Origin of the sequence: Paraburkholderia sp. CNPSo 3281, assembly GCF_024206515.1 — a bacterium.
GTDB classification, from domain to species: domain Bacteria; phylum Pseudomonadota; class Gammaproteobacteria; order Burkholderiales; family Burkholderiaceae; genus Paraburkholderia; species Paraburkholderia nodosa.
This window is the reverse complement of the sequence record NZ_JAMBPS010000021.1, coordinates 1-16158: the sequence shown is the minus strand read 5'-3', so window position 1 is coordinate 16158 and position 16158 is coordinate 1. Positions and strand designations below refer to the sequence as shown.

At 64.5% G+C, this 16158-nt stretch carries 15 protein-coding genes and 1 pseudogene; 4 read left to right on the top strand and 12 right to left on the bottom strand.

The features are described from left to right. Positions 1-105: 105 nt before the first annotated feature. Positions 106-1533, top strand: a complete 1428-nt coding sequence (locus M3I56_RS20785) for a cytosine permease (RefSeq protein ID WP_254355613.1) — start codon at positions 106-108, stop codon at positions 1531-1533. 11 nt (positions 1534-1544) lie between these two features. Here M3I56_RS20785 and M3I56_RS20780 read toward each other — a convergent pair whose 3' ends face one another. Together M3I56_RS20780 and M3I56_RS20775 are read right to left on the bottom strand one after the other, a co-directional pair. Further along, positions 1545-2651 carry a porin gene (locus M3I56_RS20780; RefSeq protein ID WP_254355612.1) on the bottom strand — a complete coding sequence of 369 codons (1107 nt, stop codon included), beginning with the start codon at positions 2649-2651 and terminating at the stop codon, positions 1545-1547. Positions 2652-2765: 114 nt separating this feature from the next. After that, a complete protein-coding gene (locus tag M3I56_RS20775) occupies positions 2766-3545 on the bottom strand; it encodes a cyclase family protein (RefSeq protein WP_254355611.1) in 780 nt (259 codons plus the stop codon). Between the two features lie 250 nt (positions 3546-3795). Here M3I56_RS20775 and M3I56_RS20770 point away from each other — a divergent pair, with 250 nt between their 5' ends. Then, a complete protein-coding gene (locus tag M3I56_RS20770) occupies positions 3796-4245 on the top strand; it encodes a MarR family winged helix-turn-helix transcriptional regulator (protein WP_254355610.1) in 450 nt (149 codons plus the stop codon). Positions 4246-4267: 22 nt separating this feature from the next. Here M3I56_RS20770 and M3I56_RS20765 read toward each other — a convergent pair whose 3' ends face one another. The 5 genes from M3I56_RS20765 to M3I56_RS20745 form a co-directional block, all read right to left on the bottom strand. Continuing rightward, on the bottom strand, positions 4268-4480 hold the full coding sequence (locus M3I56_RS20765; RefSeq protein ID WP_254355609.1) for a hypothetical protein: 213 nt from the start codon (positions 4478-4480) through the stop codon (positions 4268-4270). Between the two features lie 265 nt (positions 4481-4745). After that, complete coding sequence (locus M3I56_RS20760) at positions 4746-6236, bottom strand: indolepyruvate oxidoreductase subunit beta family protein (RefSeq protein WP_254355608.1); 1491 nt, start codon at positions 6234-6236, stop codon at positions 4746-4748. A 15-nt stretch (positions 6237-6251) separates the two neighbouring features. Continuing rightward, positions 6252-8450, bottom strand: coding sequence for an indolepyruvate ferredoxin oxidoreductase subunit alpha (locus M3I56_RS20755; protein ID WP_254355607.1), 2199 nt, complete (start codon positions 8448-8450; stop codon positions 6252-6254). Between the two features lie 266 nt (positions 8451-8716). Next, positions 8717-9253 carry a flavin reductase family protein gene (locus M3I56_RS20750; protein ID WP_254355606.1) on the bottom strand — a complete coding sequence of 179 codons (537 nt, stop codon included), beginning with the start codon at positions 9251-9253 and terminating at the stop codon, positions 8717-8719. Then, on the bottom strand, positions 9243-10358 hold the full coding sequence (locus tag M3I56_RS20745; protein ID WP_254355605.1) for an LLM class flavin-dependent oxidoreductase: 1116 nt from the start codon (positions 10356-10358) through the stop codon (positions 9243-9245). The genes M3I56_RS20750 and M3I56_RS20745 overlap by 11 nt, the downstream gene beginning before the upstream one ends. A 105-nt stretch (positions 10359-10463) precedes the next feature. Here M3I56_RS20745 and M3I56_RS20740 point away from each other — a divergent pair, with 105 nt between their 5' ends. After that, entirely contained in the window at positions 10464-11015 is a 552-nt protein-coding gene (locus M3I56_RS20740) for a winged helix DNA-binding protein (RefSeq protein ID WP_254355604.1), read from the top strand. Positions 11016-11228: 213 nt separating this feature from the next. Next, positions 11229-11675, top strand: a complete 447-nt coding sequence (locus M3I56_RS20735; protein ID WP_375541760.1) for a cupin domain-containing protein — start codon at positions 11229-11231, stop codon at positions 11673-11675. Positions 11676-11714: 39 nt separating this feature from the next. Here the strand turns inward: M3I56_RS20735 and hutG are convergent, their stop codons facing one another. From hutG to M3I56_RS20710, 5 genes and pseudogenes are all read right to left on the bottom strand, one after another. Continuing rightward, positions 11715-12524, bottom strand: coding sequence for an N-formylglutamate deformylase (hutG, locus tag M3I56_RS20730; protein WP_254355603.1), 810 nt, complete (start codon positions 12522-12524; stop codon positions 11715-11717). A gap of 42 nt (positions 12525-12566) precedes the next feature. Further along, positions 12567-13985 (bottom strand): formimidoylglutamate deiminase, encoded by a 1419-nt coding sequence (locus M3I56_RS20725; protein WP_254355602.1) that lies wholly within the window; start codon positions 13983-13985, stop codon positions 12567-12569. A gap of 15 nt (positions 13986-14000) precedes the next feature. After that, the gene (gene hutI / locus M3I56_RS20720) at positions 14001-15233 is read right to left on the bottom strand and encodes an imidazolonepropionase (protein ID WP_254355601.1); all 1233 of its coding nucleotides are present in this window, start codon (positions 15231-15233) and stop codon (positions 14001-14003) included. Further along, on the bottom strand, positions 15233-15922 hold the full coding sequence (locus M3I56_RS20715) for a HutD family protein (protein ID WP_254355600.1): 690 nt from the start codon (positions 15920-15922) through the stop codon (positions 15233-15235). The genes hutI and M3I56_RS20715 overlap by 1 nt, the downstream gene beginning before the upstream one ends. Next, positions 15919-16158 (bottom strand): annotated as a pseudogene (locus tag M3I56_RS20710) (urocanate hydratase); the annotation flags it as partial. The pseudogene M3I56_RS20710 and the gene M3I56_RS20715, both read right to left, overlap by 4 nt.

Here is a 16158-nt window from a genome sequence, read left to right as displayed (position 1 = left end):
CCCTATTCCACCCAAGTTGTCTATACAACATCATGCGGACATTCCCATCGTCCGCGATCCGCGGGCGCCATGCACTCACCCCAACGTTCGGAGCCGTCCGTGGCCATGCCTGAATCCGTCGCCAACCTCGAAACCGATGGCCGCAAGATCCTGGAAACGCGTTCGATCGATTACATCCCCGACGCGGAGCGCCACGGCAGCCTGTTCAGCCAGTTCACGCTCTGGCTTTCCGCGAACCTGCAGGTCACCGCGATCATTACCGGTGCGCTCGCCGTCGTGCTTGGCGGGGACGTCTTCTGGTCGTTGATCGCGCTATTGGCGGGACAACTCATCGGCGGCACGGTCATGGCGCTGCACGGCGCGCAAGGCCCGCAACTCGGCCTGCCGCAAATGATTTCCAGCCGCGTGCAGTTCGGCGTCTACGGCGCGGCCATTCCGATCGTGCTCGTTTGCATCATGTATGTCGGCTTTTCCGCGAGCGGCACGGTGCTCGCCGGTCAGGCCACCGCGCAACTGCTCAACGTTTCCGATACTTCGGGCATCTGCCTTTTCGCGGTGCTCATCGTCGTGCTGACGTTGCTCGGCTATCGCTCGATTCACTTCGTCGGGCGCATTGCCAGCGTGATTGGCGTGCTCGCGTTCGTGTTCATGTTCGCGCAGCTTTTTACGCATCACGATATCGGCGCGCTGCTGGCAAACCGCCACTTCTCGATCGCCAGCTTCCTGCTCTCCATGTCGCTTTCGGCTTCGTGGCAGATCGCATTCGGCCCCTACGTTGCCGACTATTCGCGCTATCTGCCGCACTCGACTTCGTCCCTGCGCACGTTCCTCGCCGTTGGGCTCGGCTCGGTGATCGGGGCGCAGGCGGCGATGGTGTTCGGCGTGTTTGCGGCGGCGCTCGCGGGCCACGCGTTCGCGCACCATGAGGTGGCGTACATCGTGAGCCTTGGCGCGAGCGGCGCGGTCGCCGCGATGCTCTACTTCAGCATCGCCTTCGGCAAGCTCACCGTCACGACGCTCAACGCCTACGGCAGCTTCATGTCGATGGCGACGATCGTGAGCGCGTTTCGTGCGAAGCGCGCGATCTCCACGCACCATCGCTTCCTATACATCATCGGCATGGTGGGCATCTCGACGCTCGTCGCACTCGCGGGCCGCCACTCGTTTCTCAAGGAATTCACGGCGTTCATCCTGTTCCTGCTCGCGTTCTTCACGCCGTGGAGCGCGATCAATCTGGTGGACTTCTACTGCTTCACGCGCTCGCGCTATGACGTGCCGGCGCTCTCGAACCCCGATGGCCGCTACGGCTGCTGGAACGCCAGGGCCATCGGCATCTACGTGCTCGGCGTGCTCGTACAAATGCCGTTCATCTCGACGAACTTCTATACGGGCCCCTTCGTCGACGCACTCGGCGGCACCGACATCTCGTGGATTCTCGGCCTGATCGTGCCGGGCGCGCTCTACTACGTGGCCATGCGCCTCACGCCGGCGGTCATTCCGGAACGCCTGATCCTGCCGGTCGAGCAGGAGTAACGATGGCTCGATCAGAATTTCGTCTGGATGCCTACCCGCCCCACAAACTGATGATTGCTGCTTGACGGACCAAACGTGCCGCAGATGGCCGCGTTCGCCCCCTCGTTCGCGATCTGGAATGAGGTTTCCGCATAGACCATCGTGCGCTTGGAGAGGCTGTACTGCGCAACGGCATTCACCTGGTGTGCGTGGTTATTGTCGACGCCCGCGTTGCCCCACATATACATGTAGTTGGCGCCGAGCCCGAAGGCCGGCGTCACGCGGTACGTACTGCCCGCCTCCACCATCTCGACGCCCGCTCCGTTGTGGGTGTTGTGCGTGTTGGTATAGAGCAGCGTGAGCAGCGCGTCGCCCAGCGCATAGCGTGCGCCAGCGCCCCAGTTGCGGATGCTGTCGCCTTCGAGCACGGCGTATTTCACGTTCGTATACGCGGCGCCCACGGCGAGCGGCCCCCGCGCATAGCTCACGCCATAGCTCGACGCGCTGTTCTGGCTGAAGTCGCCCGCGGCGCCGCCAAATGCATATAGGCCGCCAAACTTCAGGCCGCTATAGTCGGCCGACGTGTACTTCACCGAGTTCGAGATCGCCTCGGCGCCGTTCATATGGTCGAAGTCGTAGGCCTCGTTCGGCGGCGAATCCGGCAAGGCGAGACCGGCAAACGGGCCGTCGCGGAAATTGTAGAGGCCGCCCACGTAGAGCGCGGAATCCGCGCCCACGTCGGAGAGCAGCGTGTCGACCATGAAGTCCTGCTGACGGCCCATCGTCAGGCTGCCATAGCGGTCGCTCGACAGCCCCACCCATGCCTCGCGGGCGAACAAACCGCCGCTCGTGATCGAGCTATTGCTGGGCGAGGCGATGATCGAGCCGTTGCCCAGCGAAAACTGGTTGACAAGCCGAAACTTTGCCTTCAATCCGCCGCCCAGATCTTCCGTGCCCTGAAAGCCGAAAAGATTGGGCACGGCAATGCCGTCCGCCATTTGCCAATTCGACTTGCCACCCTGATTGCTGATGTACGACACGCCCGCATCGAGCAGGCCGAAGATGCTGACGCTGCTCTGCGCATGCGCAAGCGGGGCTGCAAGGCCGATGGCTGCAGCAAGCGCGTATGTTTTCTTCATTGGCGATCTCCACCCTCAAATTTGATTCGTAATACGTAATAATCAATGCGCGCGTTCTCGCTTCGGCGATTTGGCAAGATGCGCTCCGCTACGTTGCGGAGCGCACACCGCCGCTTATTCCTGCACGAGTGCGAGTACGCGCAGCGGGCTGCCCGATCCCCCCTGGATCTTCAGCGGCGCGGCCACGATGACCGCCCCCGTGGCCGGCAGTTGATCCAGATTTTTCAGGCACTGCAGGCCATAGCGGTTCGCGCCGTGCATCAGCGTGTGGCACGGATACGGCACGGGCCACGCGTAAGACTGGCCTGCATCGGTATTGATCGTCTCGACACCAAAGCCGTGAACCTTGCGCTCGTGTATGAGCCATTCCACCGCCTCCTGCGTCGGGCCGGGCGTGTGTGCGCCGTCCTCACGCAGGTTCAGGAAGGCGGCGGAATCTGTGCGCTTCGACCAGTCCGAACGCAGGAGAACCCACGCGCCAGCCGGAATGCGGCCGTGCTTCGTCTCCCATGCTTCGAGAAATGCGACGCTCAACAGCCAGTCCGGATTCGCGGAGACCTCCGCGCTTGCATCGAGTACAACAGCCTGCGCAACGAAGTTTTTCACGTCGATGGTGTCCACGGAATTCCGCGCGTGATCTTTACCCGTCACCCAGTGCACAGGAGCGTCGAAGTGCGTGCCGGTATGTTCGCCGCACGAGAAGTTGTTCCAGTACCAACCCGGACCTTGTTCGTCATACTGACTGATTTTCTCCATCTTGAACGCCCAGACCTGGCCGAACTGGGGCGGCAGTTGTAGGGCCGGGAATTCCGGCGACAGCGTTTGCGTCAGGTCCACGACGCGCACGCGGCCGCTCGCCAGATCGATGGTCAGTTGCTCAAGACTGCTCGTCATGTTGTGCTCCGTTCCTGGTTCAATCGTCAATGAATGCGCTGCGGTTCGCCGTGGCGCGTGTCACGCCCTGCCGGGTTGCCGTTTGTATCTAATTATCTTTATGTCTAAACCAATCCATAATCATGATTAACCCCCCCCCTTTCCCTTTCCGTCTGTGCCTTTGAAGGGGGCGGACGCGCCAGCATGGTATGTTTGCGTTTCAACGGCACAGCCCGATTGCAGCCCTATTGATTGCAGGCGTTTTCCACGTATGAGTCATTCTCCTGTCAGCGGTTTTGTCGATAACTACACGCCTGCGCTGCTCGCGCAAGTCAGTCAGCTGATCTCCGGCGAGTTCCATGTGATCGTCCAGGCAGCCGGCTTCGAAGTGTCCGACTGGCGCGTGCTGTCCACGCTCTCAGAGGGCAAGGCGATCAGCATTGGCCAGCTCGCCCAGGTCTCCGTCACGAAGCAGCCCACCGTCACGCGCCTGCTCGATCGCATGGAAGCACAGGGCTACGTGAAGCGCATCCCGCATGAAACGGACCGCCGCGTTACGCTCGTACGCATCACGCCGCAAGGTCAAAAGCTCGTTTCCGCACTCATCAAGCAGGCCAGAGCGCACGAGGAGCGCGTGCTGGCGCCGCTCGGCAACGCGAAGGCCGAAGAACTCAAGGCCACCTTGCGTCTGCTCCTCGATCTGCATCGGCCGCCGGCCTGATCCGCGCACAGCGAGTTCAGGTTCAAGCGGCTTTCGCCCTGCGCATCCTGAACTTCGCCGCCTCGCCAATCTCGAAGTCGTCGGCCGGACCGGCGCCGCGCATGATCGGGCGCGCGGCCGTCGTCGCATAGCCCTCCTCGCCTGACAACGCGCGGGCAATGTGCACGCCGACAAACTCGCCGGTCACTTTCCAGGCGTCGAGCGCGCTGCCGTCCGCGCGGCGCAGCGGCTTCACATCGCAGACCTTTGTGCACCGTGTCCTTGAGGCCGACGCTCGAAAACGCGAGGATAGGCGGCGAATGATTAAACACGCTGAAAAAACTGCTCCAGTAACCCAGTAGTGCCTGATCCAATCGAGCCGCGAGGCTCGTGCTCCTGTTCAGTCCTTGTGCGACGCTGCGGCCTGCTCGATTGCGGCGCGCAGTGAAAAATAGATCTTGTGTTTGCGTTTGAATGTGTGGTTGGTCATGCCTTTTGCTCAATCCATGCTCGTTGGCCGCTCAAGCCAGTGCGTGACGCACGAGCGCCGCGTTCAACTTGTGGCCGTGCTCGTCGGCCAGCGCTGCATCGCGCAGCTCGCGCAATGTCGCTGGCGCGAGTCGCGCGCCGGCCTTCTGCACCGCCGCCATGAGCGTCTGGTAGTTCTTCAGTCCGCGTGCGTGCGTATCGCTATAGCCCTTCACGAGCCGCTGGCATTGCGCGACTTCGGTGGCGAGCGCCGGATTGAGTTTTGCAGTCCCGACAATCTGAACCAGCCACGCTTCGACACGCGCATTTTCCAGCTCGTAGCGCAGCGTGCGGCGGCGCATGCCGCGCAGGCTCGCGACGGCGTAGAGCATCAGATAGCCCCGCAGCGAACTGGTCTTGACGACGCGCCCCGACTGCGTGCAACGCCGCACGAGCCGATGGACCCAATGCGGCCGTGCGAGCCAGCGACCGAAACCGGCGGGCAGCGTCTCGCAGATTTCCTCGATGCGCGGATGCATGAATTCGTTGATCGCCAACAGCTGGTCCGTCTGCGCCTGCACTTCGCTGCGCACGCGCTCGAAACGCGCGCCGCGCGTCTTCAGGTCCGCGACGCGTATCGTATCTTCATACGACATCCAGAGCGCGAGGTAACGCGCGCTCTCGCGCAACAGGACGGTCTCAGTGGCCGGCAAAGCAGCGCGCAGCATGGCGAGACGGTCCAGATACAGGCGCGCGTAGGCGGGGTCCTGATAGTCGATCAAGCGACGCACGCCTTCGAGTACGATCGGCTGAACCGCAGTCGGCAATTCCTTCCGTGTGCGCTCGACGAGCCGCGCCACCGCGACATCGCGCGGCGCGGGTTTGAGGTCGACCGGCGCGCTCGCCGTCTCGGCGGCTTCCTGCGCGCCTGCGCGGTCGAAGGCGAGCCCAAACGCCCGCAGGCTCGGCTTCACGCCCACGCCGCCGCGCTCGATCGTCTCTTCGAACTGGCGACGGCTGAATGGCAGCACGCCGGTGCCCGCCAGCGCGCCGAACAGCACGGCGCTGATCACGCTGCCGCTCGCTTGCGCGGCCTCGGCCATGTCGAAGCGCACGTATCGCTTCGCGGCCCGGCTCGCGTGCGCGATCAGCGCTTCGCTATCCACGCGGCCATCGCCCATTGCGGCCTTTTCGGCAATCGAGTAGACGCGATGCGTGGAAGAGACGAGCGTCGTGCGCTCCGGCGTCACGAGGCCGCGCTGCACCGCACGCCCCGCTTCCATCAGCTCCGAGGCGAGCACCACGTCCACATCGCCTGGCAATGGCATCAGTGCGAGCACGGGTGCACGGCTTTCGCCTGATTCGAGCGGGAACAACTCGACGTAGTAAATCGTGGCGCCGGTGCGCTGTGCAACACCCGGAACCGAGGTGGACTGGGCGTGGTAGCCGTTGTGTTCGCCAAGGTCGACGATCCAGTCGGCCAGCACGCCGCCGCCCTCGCCGCCCATGGCGAGAATCGCGATCTTGATCGGTTGTGCTTTCATCGTGTATTTCCTGAATCAGAATGCATAGCGCGCGCGGCGCTGTGCCCCACGGCGTTGCAGCCAGCCGATCACCGTGTCTCGTGCGCGCTGGCGCAGCTTGTCCATACGAGTAGGATTGCTGACGATCTGCGCACGATAGAAAGATGGGCACAGTACCGCCGCATGCGAGACCTCTCCGCACAGACCGCAGCCCACGCAGCTGTCGAGCACGCTCGCCACCGGATCGGTGCGCAGCGGGTCGGGGTTGGGCTTGATCGACAGCGAAGGGCACCCCGAGAGGCGAATACACGAATGATCGCCCGTGCACGTATCGGCATCGACGCCGAAGCGCTCGCGCACCACGCGCTCGCCAGCTGCAATCGCCTTGCGCTGCTTCGGCTTCTCGCGGCGCTGCTTGTTGAGCATGCACTCGCTTTGCGCGATCAACACTTTCGGGCCTTTCGTGGCCGTCGTGAGCGCTTCCTTGAGCGTGGCTTTCATGGCTTTCAGGTCATAGGTGCGGCGCACTGTCTTGACCCATTTCACGCCAACACCGCGCACCGCTTCTTCGATCTCGTGTCCCGTGCTGCGCGTCGGGTTGAGCGCCGTCGAGGAGAGGATGTCCTGGCCGCCCGTCGCCGACGTGTAGCTGTTATCGACGACGACGGTCAGGTTGTCGCTCTTGTTGAATACCGCGTTGGCGATGCCGCTCGTAAGGCCGTTGTGCCAGAAACCGCCATCGCCCATGACCGAAATCGCGCGCTTGGCCGCTGGCGCGTTCAGCGCAGCCGCGCTCGCGCTGCCGAGGCCGTAGCCCATCGTCGTCGCGCCGAGATTGAACGGCGGCAGAATCGAGAACAGGTGGCAACCGATGTCGGCGCTCACGTGATGCGGGCCGATCTCGCGCTCCAGCAGTTTCATCGCCGTGAAGATCGGCCGCTCGGGACAGCCCGTGCAAAAGCCAGGTGGCCGCGCGTGCACGTGGTCATCGAGCACGGGCAATGCATCGGCGACGGGCTGCGCGGCTTCTGTCACGCTCCGCGTTGCGGGAGACGCCGGCACGGCCAGCACCGGAATCACCTTGCGCGGCGCAGGCTGGGGCTGGAGTACACCGTATCGCTCGAAGAAAGCGCGCAAGCCCTTTACCACGGTCGCCGTGTTGTACTCGCCTGCAAGCGGCAGGATGTCCTTGCCGTGCAGCGCCGCCTGCACGCCGCACTGGCGAAGAATCGCACCCGCGTTCTGTTCAACGAAGTTCGGCTGCCCCTCTTCGATCACGAGCACCGCGCGCTTGTCCCCGCAAAAGCGCTCCCATTCGGAGTCGATGAGTGGGTACGCGACGTTCATGACGTAAAGCGGAATCTGCGATTCGCCGTAGACGTCGGCGAGACCCAGCCGTTCGAGCGCGCGCAATACGGTGTTGTAGCTGCCGCCCTGTACCGCGATGCCGATATCGTGGGCGTCGTCTCCGAAGAATTCGTTGAGCCCGCGCGACTCGATGAATTTCACGGCAGCCGGCCAGCGCTCATGGATCTTCTCGCGCTCGTGCAGGAAGCTCGCGGGCGGCAGCACGATGCGGTTGACGTCGCGTGCTGGATTTTCGAGCGCGTCCTTGATGGTGAACGCTGAACGTTTGTTATCCGAAGCAATGAACTGGCCGTGTACGTGGCATGCGCGAATGCGCAATTGCAGCATGACCGGCGTGTTGCTCGCCTCGGAAAGATCGAAGCCATCCTTGACCGCCTGCACGATGCAGGGCAGATTCGGGCGCGGATCGAGCAGCCAGATCTGCGACTTCATCGCGAAGGCGTGACTGCGCTCCTGCATGATCGACGAGCCTTCGCCATAGTCCTCGCCGACGATGATCAGCGCGCCACCCGTCACTCCGCCCGAGGCGAGATTGGCCAGCGCGTCCGATGCAACGTTGGTGCCTACCGTCGCCTTGAACGTGACCGCGCCGCGCAGCGGATAATTGACCGAGGCGGCGAGCGAGGCGGCTGCCGTTGCTTCGCTCGCGCTGTTCTCGAATCGGATGCCGTGGTCGCTGAGGATGTCCTGGGCGTCGGCCAGCACGTCCATGAGGTGCGAGATCGGCGCGCCCTGATAGCCGGCCACATAGGCCACGCCCGACTCCAGCAGCGCCTTGGTCACGGCGAGAATGCCCTCGCCGCTGAATACCTCGCCTCCGCCGACGCGCAACTTCTTCACTTCCTCGACAAACGACCGCTCTGCCATGACCGTCCCTTTACGTAATCTTCCTGTGGCGCACGACGCGTCACTGTCATGCACGAGGCAAGTTTATTTTAGATCTAAATATTTCCAAAATCATTGTTAACCCTGCAAATCGGCCCTTCTGCGATGGTACACAACGGGCCGCGCGGGCGCCGGACGGCAAACGTGGTGGCGAGCCGACCCACCGCGCTTGCGCGTTCAACATGATCAGGAATCGCACGGCAGGCCGGCTCGCGCCGCGCCCGCGCACTGTCGTGCTGCCGGAAGCCTCAGCGTGCTGCTGCGAGCGGCCCGGCAAGCGCCGTGTATTGTCCTTGCCAGTAGACGAGCGGGCTTGGCGCGGACTCATCGCGCGCGAGTGCGCGCACGCGACCGATGATGAGGATATGCCCGTGACGCACGAGCATTTCCTCCACCTCGCAGTCCATGGCGACGACGCTGTCGGCGAGGAGCGGAGCACCGTCCGGCGTCATCTGCACCCACTCGTCGTCGCCGTAGCGCGCGGCGCCCTGCTCGCCGCGAAAGCCGGTGAAACGCTCGGCAATCGCGCGATGCTCCGCGCGCAGCAGGTTCACGCCGAAGCGTCGCGTTCGCGCCAGCAATCCCGCCGACGAACTCGTTGCCTTGAGCGACGCCACCACCATGGGCGGCTCCGCCGAAAACGAGGACACCGAGGTCGCCGTAAAGCCGCTGCGCTCGTCGCCGTCCACGACCGTCACGACGCAAACCGCGCCGGCGAACCCGCGCATGGCCTGCACGAAGCGCCTGGAGAGCGGCGTGGCGTCGTTCGCGTCGTCAGGCCGCACGGCGCGTCTCACGCGGGCTGCGCAACCCGTGTGCCTCCAGGATGGGCAGCACCGTGTCGCGAAAGTACGGGAACTCCTTCACATAGTCCACGAACGACAGCGTCGTGCCTTTGAATCCGGCTTCCGCAAGCGAAATCAGACCCGCTGCGACCTGCTGCGGCGTGCCGACGAGCGGGTAGCCGCCGTGTCCCGCCGCCATGCGGTCGCGGATCAGCGCGAGCAGGTCGTGCGGGAACGAGTGCGCATTCGCGAACTGCAGCGCCACGAGGTTGTCGACCGCGCCCCAGTCTGCGTTCTCCTGTGCGAAGTACTGTAGATACTGACGCGCCTCCTCCTCGGTTGGGCGGCAGACCACGTGCGAGAACGTCAGCACGTTCACCGCCTTGTTCGCTGATGCGGCTTTCTGCTTGAGCTCGGCGACTTCCGTACGCGAACGCTCGAGATCGATCGCCGGCGTGAACAGGAAGTTCGCATTGCCGATTGCGAAAGCGCGTCCCTCGCCCGAGCCCGCTGCGTTCAGGATAGGCGGACGCTCGCCGTTCCACGGACGCGGCAGGCCATACACATTCTTCAGCTGGAAATTCTCGCCTTCCCAGTTGAACGGGCCTTCGTGGGTCCAGATCTTCTGCACCACATCGAACCACTCCTGCGCATACGCATAGCGCTGGTCGTGGCCAGCCGCGAGCGGCAGCCCGAGCGCTTCGTATTCGGGGCGGTTCCAGCCCGCCACGATGTTCAGGCCGGCGCGGCCCGCGCCGATCTGGTCGAGCGTGGCGATCTGCTTGGCCACGACCACGGGATGGTTGGCCGCCGTGTGGATGGTCGCGAAGACCGTGAGGTCGCGCGTCTTCGCGAGCAGACCGGCCGCCCACGTCATCGTTTCCAGCACCGAGCCGTGGAAATCCGTCTCGCCGCCATAGCCGATCCAGCGCGCAATGGGCAGCATGAAATCGATGCCGGCTTCGTCGAGCATCACCGCGAGTTTCTCGTTGTTCTCCCAGGAGTTCTCCCAGCGCTCGCCGATCTTCGTCACCGACATCCCGCCCGAGCAGTTCGTCGCGAATGTGCCGAGAATGAAATCCCTGGTGTCCAGAATTCGTCTCATATCAATCCTGTCGCAGTAAAATTTGTCTACACGACGGGCTGCCTCGCGGCGGCCCCGCCTTCCCCACCCAGTCGACGGCACAGGCCGCAACCGCGCGATTCCGCAATGACCGAAAAATCACGCAGAACCCCGAAAAACACCGCCAGGTCCGAACATCGCTGGCACCTCGCGACGGACGACTTCAGCGTCGAGATCACCGACCTCGAATACGCCGTCATGCGGCTCGATCAGTCGTTTTCGCGCTGGCAGTCCGAATGCATGGCCGCCGTCACCGGTGCCACGCTGAGCGGACAGGAAAACGCACTGATGCACGTCATTTACATGCACGAACGGCCCAAGACCATTCGCGACCTTCTGCATATGACCAACCGGCAAGACGTAGCTAATATGCAGTACGAACTACGTAAGCTGATCAAGTCCGGACTCGTAGAAAAAAACGGCACGGCGCGCACCGGCGTCTACTACTCGACCACACCGGAAGGCGCACGCGTGTGCGAAGACTACGCAGCGCTACGCCGCGCCGTACTGCTCAAGATGGCCGAGGCGGCTTCGGGCGTCCAGTCCGCTGCCGCCGCTGCCACGGCCTGCCTCGAACAGATGGAGCGCGTATACGAAAGTGCCACGCGAGAGGTCGCGACTTTCCATCGCCGGCGCTAACCCAGCGCCTGAATTGCCATCCCGCTTACGCTGCACGCCTGCTCTTCTCGATCCAGACCTTTCAAATAAATTTTCACATTGAAAATTTATTTGATTGAATCGTAGAGCAGCCGATTTTCGACCGCAACCGATTTCGGCTAGGGGAAAACACCATTCGGTGGAGGGACGGGGAGGGGAAGGGTGCGACGGCGCTTTCATAACGCCAGGACACGAGTGTTGGCGCGCGGCCGAGGCGACTATTCGGGGCATGCGCCGCCGAGTGGATGCACGCCAGCACGAGCGCAAACGTCAGATGGGCCGTTGACGGCGCAGATCATCGACCTGGCGGCCATGACCGACGCCGATCTCGGCCCACAGATTCCGAACATGGGCACCCTGCGCTCGAAGGGTCTGGTCGTCACGCCGAGTGGAACCGTTGCAGGGCAGACCGGTAACGTACCCAAGCATACTCATAGCGGTTCTGACGAGATCCAGTACGTGATTTCGGGAAGCGGCACTTTCTGGCTCGGAAACGAGCAGCGTCAGATTCACCCTGGCGACCTGATCATCATCCCGAAGGGGACGGTGCATGCGGGATCCGGGCCAACCAGCGGCGAATTCAAAGTCCTTTCTATCAAGCTGCCGCCGCAAGCGCCAGGCGATATGCAAATGGTTCCCTGACGTACCGTCGAGCCCAGCCTTAACGGTCGCCGGGAAATCTCACGCCGCAGTCGCGTTCATCGCCTCGATGGCCTCAAGCGCGCCGCCCACCATCCCGCTCAGCACGGGCTGCACTTTCTCCGCGAGCGCGGGCACGTAATCGAACGGCGCAGTTTCGTTCATATAAACGGACTGGCACATCTCCAGCTGGATCGCGTGCACGCCGTCCTGCGGCGCGCCGAAATGGCGCGTGATGTAGCCGCCCTTGAAGCGTCCGTTCGCGATCCATGTATAGCCGCTTGCCGCCGCCGCGCGTTCCGCGAGCGCCTGCGCCGCCGGGTTCACCGTGCGGCCGTCCTGGGTGCCGATGTTCAGGTCGGGCAGTTTGCTCTCGAACAGGCGCGGCAGCACGCTCGCGATCGAATGCGCCTCCCACAGCAGCACATTAGCGTGCGTCGAGCGCAGGCGCTTGACTTCAGCGGAAAGCGTGTCGTGATACGGCTGCCAGAACGTCTGCACGCGGCGCTGACGCTCCGACGCGTCGGGCACGCAGCCGTCGCGGTAGATGGGCTCGCCGCGAAACGTCTCGGTCGGACACAGCGACGTGGTGGTCTGGCCGGGATAGAGGCTCTCGTCGTTCGGCGGGCGGTTCAGGTCGATCACATAGCGCGAGACGCGCGCGCCGAGCACGGTCGCGCCCAGTTCCTTCGCAAACGCGTAAAGGCGATCTAGATGCCAGTCCGTATCGGCGACGGTGAGGGCCACGTCCGTGTACTCACCGTGCATCGCGGCGGGAATGTGCGTGCCCAGGTGCGGGATCGAAATGATAAGCGGCGCGCTGCCGCGTTCCAGTGAAAAGATATCGGTCATCGAAATTTGTCTCGTGAATGGCGCTTGCGTTCGGGCCCGCGTTCAATCATCAGCCAGCAGCCTGGCGAGCGCCGCGCGATAGTCGGCGTAAAGGCGCGCTTCGTCGCGATGGCGGCGCGCTTCCACCACTTTGACGCCGCCGGTATAGACGTCGAGCACCGGCGTTTCGCCATGCTCGCAGAAGACGACCGACGAGAGCCACGTGAGCGGCTTTTGCTCGGCGAGGTTCGGATGCTCGGCGTCGAGCACGATCCAGTCGGCGCGCGCACCTTCCTTCAATGCGCCGACCTTGCGCCCGGTTGCACTGGCGCCGCCGGCGAGCGCTGCGTCGAACAGCCGGTCGGCAACCTGCGCCTGATGCGTCGCGGCCAATACATTGCGCTCGCGCCGTACGAGCCGCTGACCGTATTCGAGCAAGCGAAGCTCTGCGCGCCAGTCCACGCCGATATGACTGTCCGAGCCCACGCCGAACGCGCCACCCGCATCGAGATACTCGCGCGTGGGGAAAATACCATCGCCGAGATTCGCTTCGGTCGTGAGGCACAGGCCCGCAATCGCACCGCTCTGTGCGAGCGCGGCGGTCTCCCGCTCGTCGATATGCGTGGCATGAACGAGGCACCAGCGCGCGCTCACGTCGAACCGGTCGAGGAGCCATTGCACCGGCCGCGCGCCTTCGGTCGCCATGCAAGCCTCGACCTCGGCCGTCTGCTCGGCGATGTGGATATGCACGGGCGCACCAGGAAGCGCGCGGTCCAGGCCCTCCAGCAGCGCGCGCAACGAGTCGTGCGAAACGGCGCGCAGCGAATGTGGCGCTACGCCGTAGCGCAACGCGCCGTGCTCGGGCTGCCACGCACGCAACGCCTCGACGATGCCGAGCAACTGTTCCGGTGTGTTGATGAAGCGGCGCTGATCGTCGCGCGGCGCTTGCGCGCCGAAGCCGCTGTATTGATAGAGCACGGGCAGCATCGTCATGCCGATGCCGGTCACGCTCGCTGCGTCCACCACGCGTTGCGCCAGTTCGGCGGGGCTCGCATACCGCTGGCCATCCTTGCCGTGATGCACGTAATGGAATTCGCAAACAGAGGTGTAGCCCGCTTTCAACATCTCGACGTAGAGCCAGCGCGCAATCGCCCCGAGATCGTCGGGCGTGATGCGCGCGGCGAAGCGGTACATGAGGTCGCGCCAGCTCCAGAAGCTGTCGGTGGGGTTCGCGCGATATTCGGTGAGGCCAGCCATGGCGCGCTGAAACGCATGCGAATGAAGATTAGGCATGCCAGGCGTGATCGGGCCCGGCGCCCGCGCGACGCCTTGAGGCGCTTGCGCCAGATCGGGCGTCACGGTGCGCAGCGTTCCCGCAGCGTCCCATTCGAGCAGCACGTTGCGGCGCCAGCCGTCGGGCAACCAGGCGTGCTCGGCGAAGAGCGCGCGCGAAGTCGGATTCGTTTCGATGGTGTGATTCATGCGTGAAAATAGCGCTCAAACGCGACGCTCAAATGCGCGACGCTCAAAGACAGTCTCGCCGCCGCGCACCACTCGTGCGCAGAGCGGACGGCCGATCCAGTAAGCCAGTTCCGCGAGCGACTGCACCGTCCACACGGCAAAGTCCGCGGGACGACCCGCCGCGAGCGTGCCATGACGCCCGGCGTCGCCGAAAGCCTGCGCGGCATGCCGCGTCACGCCCTGCAACACCTCGGGCACGGTCATGCGGAACAGCGTGGTCGCCATGTTCATCATGAGCAGCAACGAGGTGGCAGGCGACGTGCCCGGATTGCTGTCGGTCGAAATGGCGATCGGCACCTCGTAGCGCCGCAGCAAGTCGAGCGGCGGAAGCTGCGTTTCGCGGATGAAGTAGTACGCGCCCGGCAGCAGCACCGCTACGGTGCCCGCTTTCTTCATGGCGGCGACGCCCGCTTCGTCGAGAAACTCCAGATGGTCGGCGGACAGCGCGCCGTAGCGCGCCGCGAGCGCCGCGCCGCCGCTATTGGAAAGCTGCTCGGCGTGCATTTTGACTGCGAGCTTGCGCCGCGCGGCCGCCTCGAACACGCGCTCGCTCTGCGCGAGCGAAAAGCCGATCCGTTCGCAGAACACATCGACGGCGTCCACGAGCCCCTCGTCGGCGAGCGCGGGCAGCATGCGTTCGCACACCTCGTCGATATAGTCGTCGGCGCGGCCCGCGAACTCGGGCGGCAACGCGTGCGCACCGAGAAACGTCGTACGCACCGTGACCGGATAACGCTCGCCAAGCTGACGCGCGACGCGCAGCATCTTGCGCTCGCTCGCCAGATCGAGGCCGTAGCCCGATTTGATCTCGACAGCCGTTACGCCTTCGGCAAGCAACGCTTCGAGCCGCGTTGCCGACTGCGCGAACAGCGCGGCTTCGTCGGCCGCGCGCGTGGCGCGCACCGTCGATACGATGCCGCCACCCTGCCGCGCGATTTCTTCATAGCTCACGCCCGCAAGGCGCTGCGCGAATTCATCGGCGCGCTGTCCGCCGTAGACGAGGTGCGTGTGGCAATCCAGGAGCCCGGGCGTGACCCAGGCGCCGCCCAGGTCCTCGCACGGCCACTCGCTGAACGGCGCGGGCAATCCGCCAGCGGCGCCGAGCCACGCGATCTTGCCGTCTTCTACGGCAATCGCCGCGTTCTCGACGACGTGGCCCGGATCGCCATGCGGGCACACGTTGAGGTTTTGCCAGAGAGTGCGTTTCATCAGGTGTGCACAGCATCGCGCGATGCCGTTTCCGTAGTGTCTTGCCGTGGCGCGTCCAGCACATCGAGCGCCACGGCGAGCAAGGCGCCCGCGCCGCGCGTTTCGATCTGCAAGGGGCATTGCGCGTCGAGCGTATCGATGCGCAGCGTGTCGCCCGCTTCGAGGCGCACGTGGCGTTCGCCATCCACGCGCACGTCCTGACCGCCTTGCGCGCAGTAGAGCAATACCGTTTGCGCATGCATGCTGCGCCGCTCGTTTGCGCGCCATACTTCGAACGTGCCGCGCGCCGCATCGCGGCGCACCATCAGGTTGAAGTCGCGCGTGGCGCCGTTCACGAGGCGCGCGTCGATCGCGGCTTCCCCCGCGAAATGCGCGACGTCGAGGGGCTGCGTGAGTACATGCGTGCGACCCGATTCGTCGAGCAGCATGCCCGCGCCGTCGAGCAGCACCAGCGTCCGATCGACGCCCTCGAAACGCGAGAACGGCCCCGCCTGCGCGACATCGGCCACGCTCACGCGCCACGCGAACGCGTCGAGTGACGCGCCAGCACGCGATGCCACGTGCGCCACCGCGATTTCGCGCGTGACGCCGCCGCCATTCTTCCAGGGCGACGCCACGAGCGCCGCGCCACGCAACAGCGTGAGCCTGGCGGCCTGCACCGCGCCGCCTATCGCTTTCGCGCCGCTCATCGGCCGAGCATCGGCAGCTTGAGACCCGCCTCGCGCGCCGTTTGCTGCGCGAGTTCGTAGCCGGCGTCCGCGTGGCGCATCACGCCCGTGGCCGGATCGTTGTGCAGCACGCGGCCCAGACGCTCGTGCGCCGCCTGCGTGCCGTCCGCCACGATCACCACGCCCGAGTGCTGCGAGAAGCCCATGCCCACGCCGCCGCCGTGGTGCAGCGAGACCCACGACGCGCCGCCCGCCGT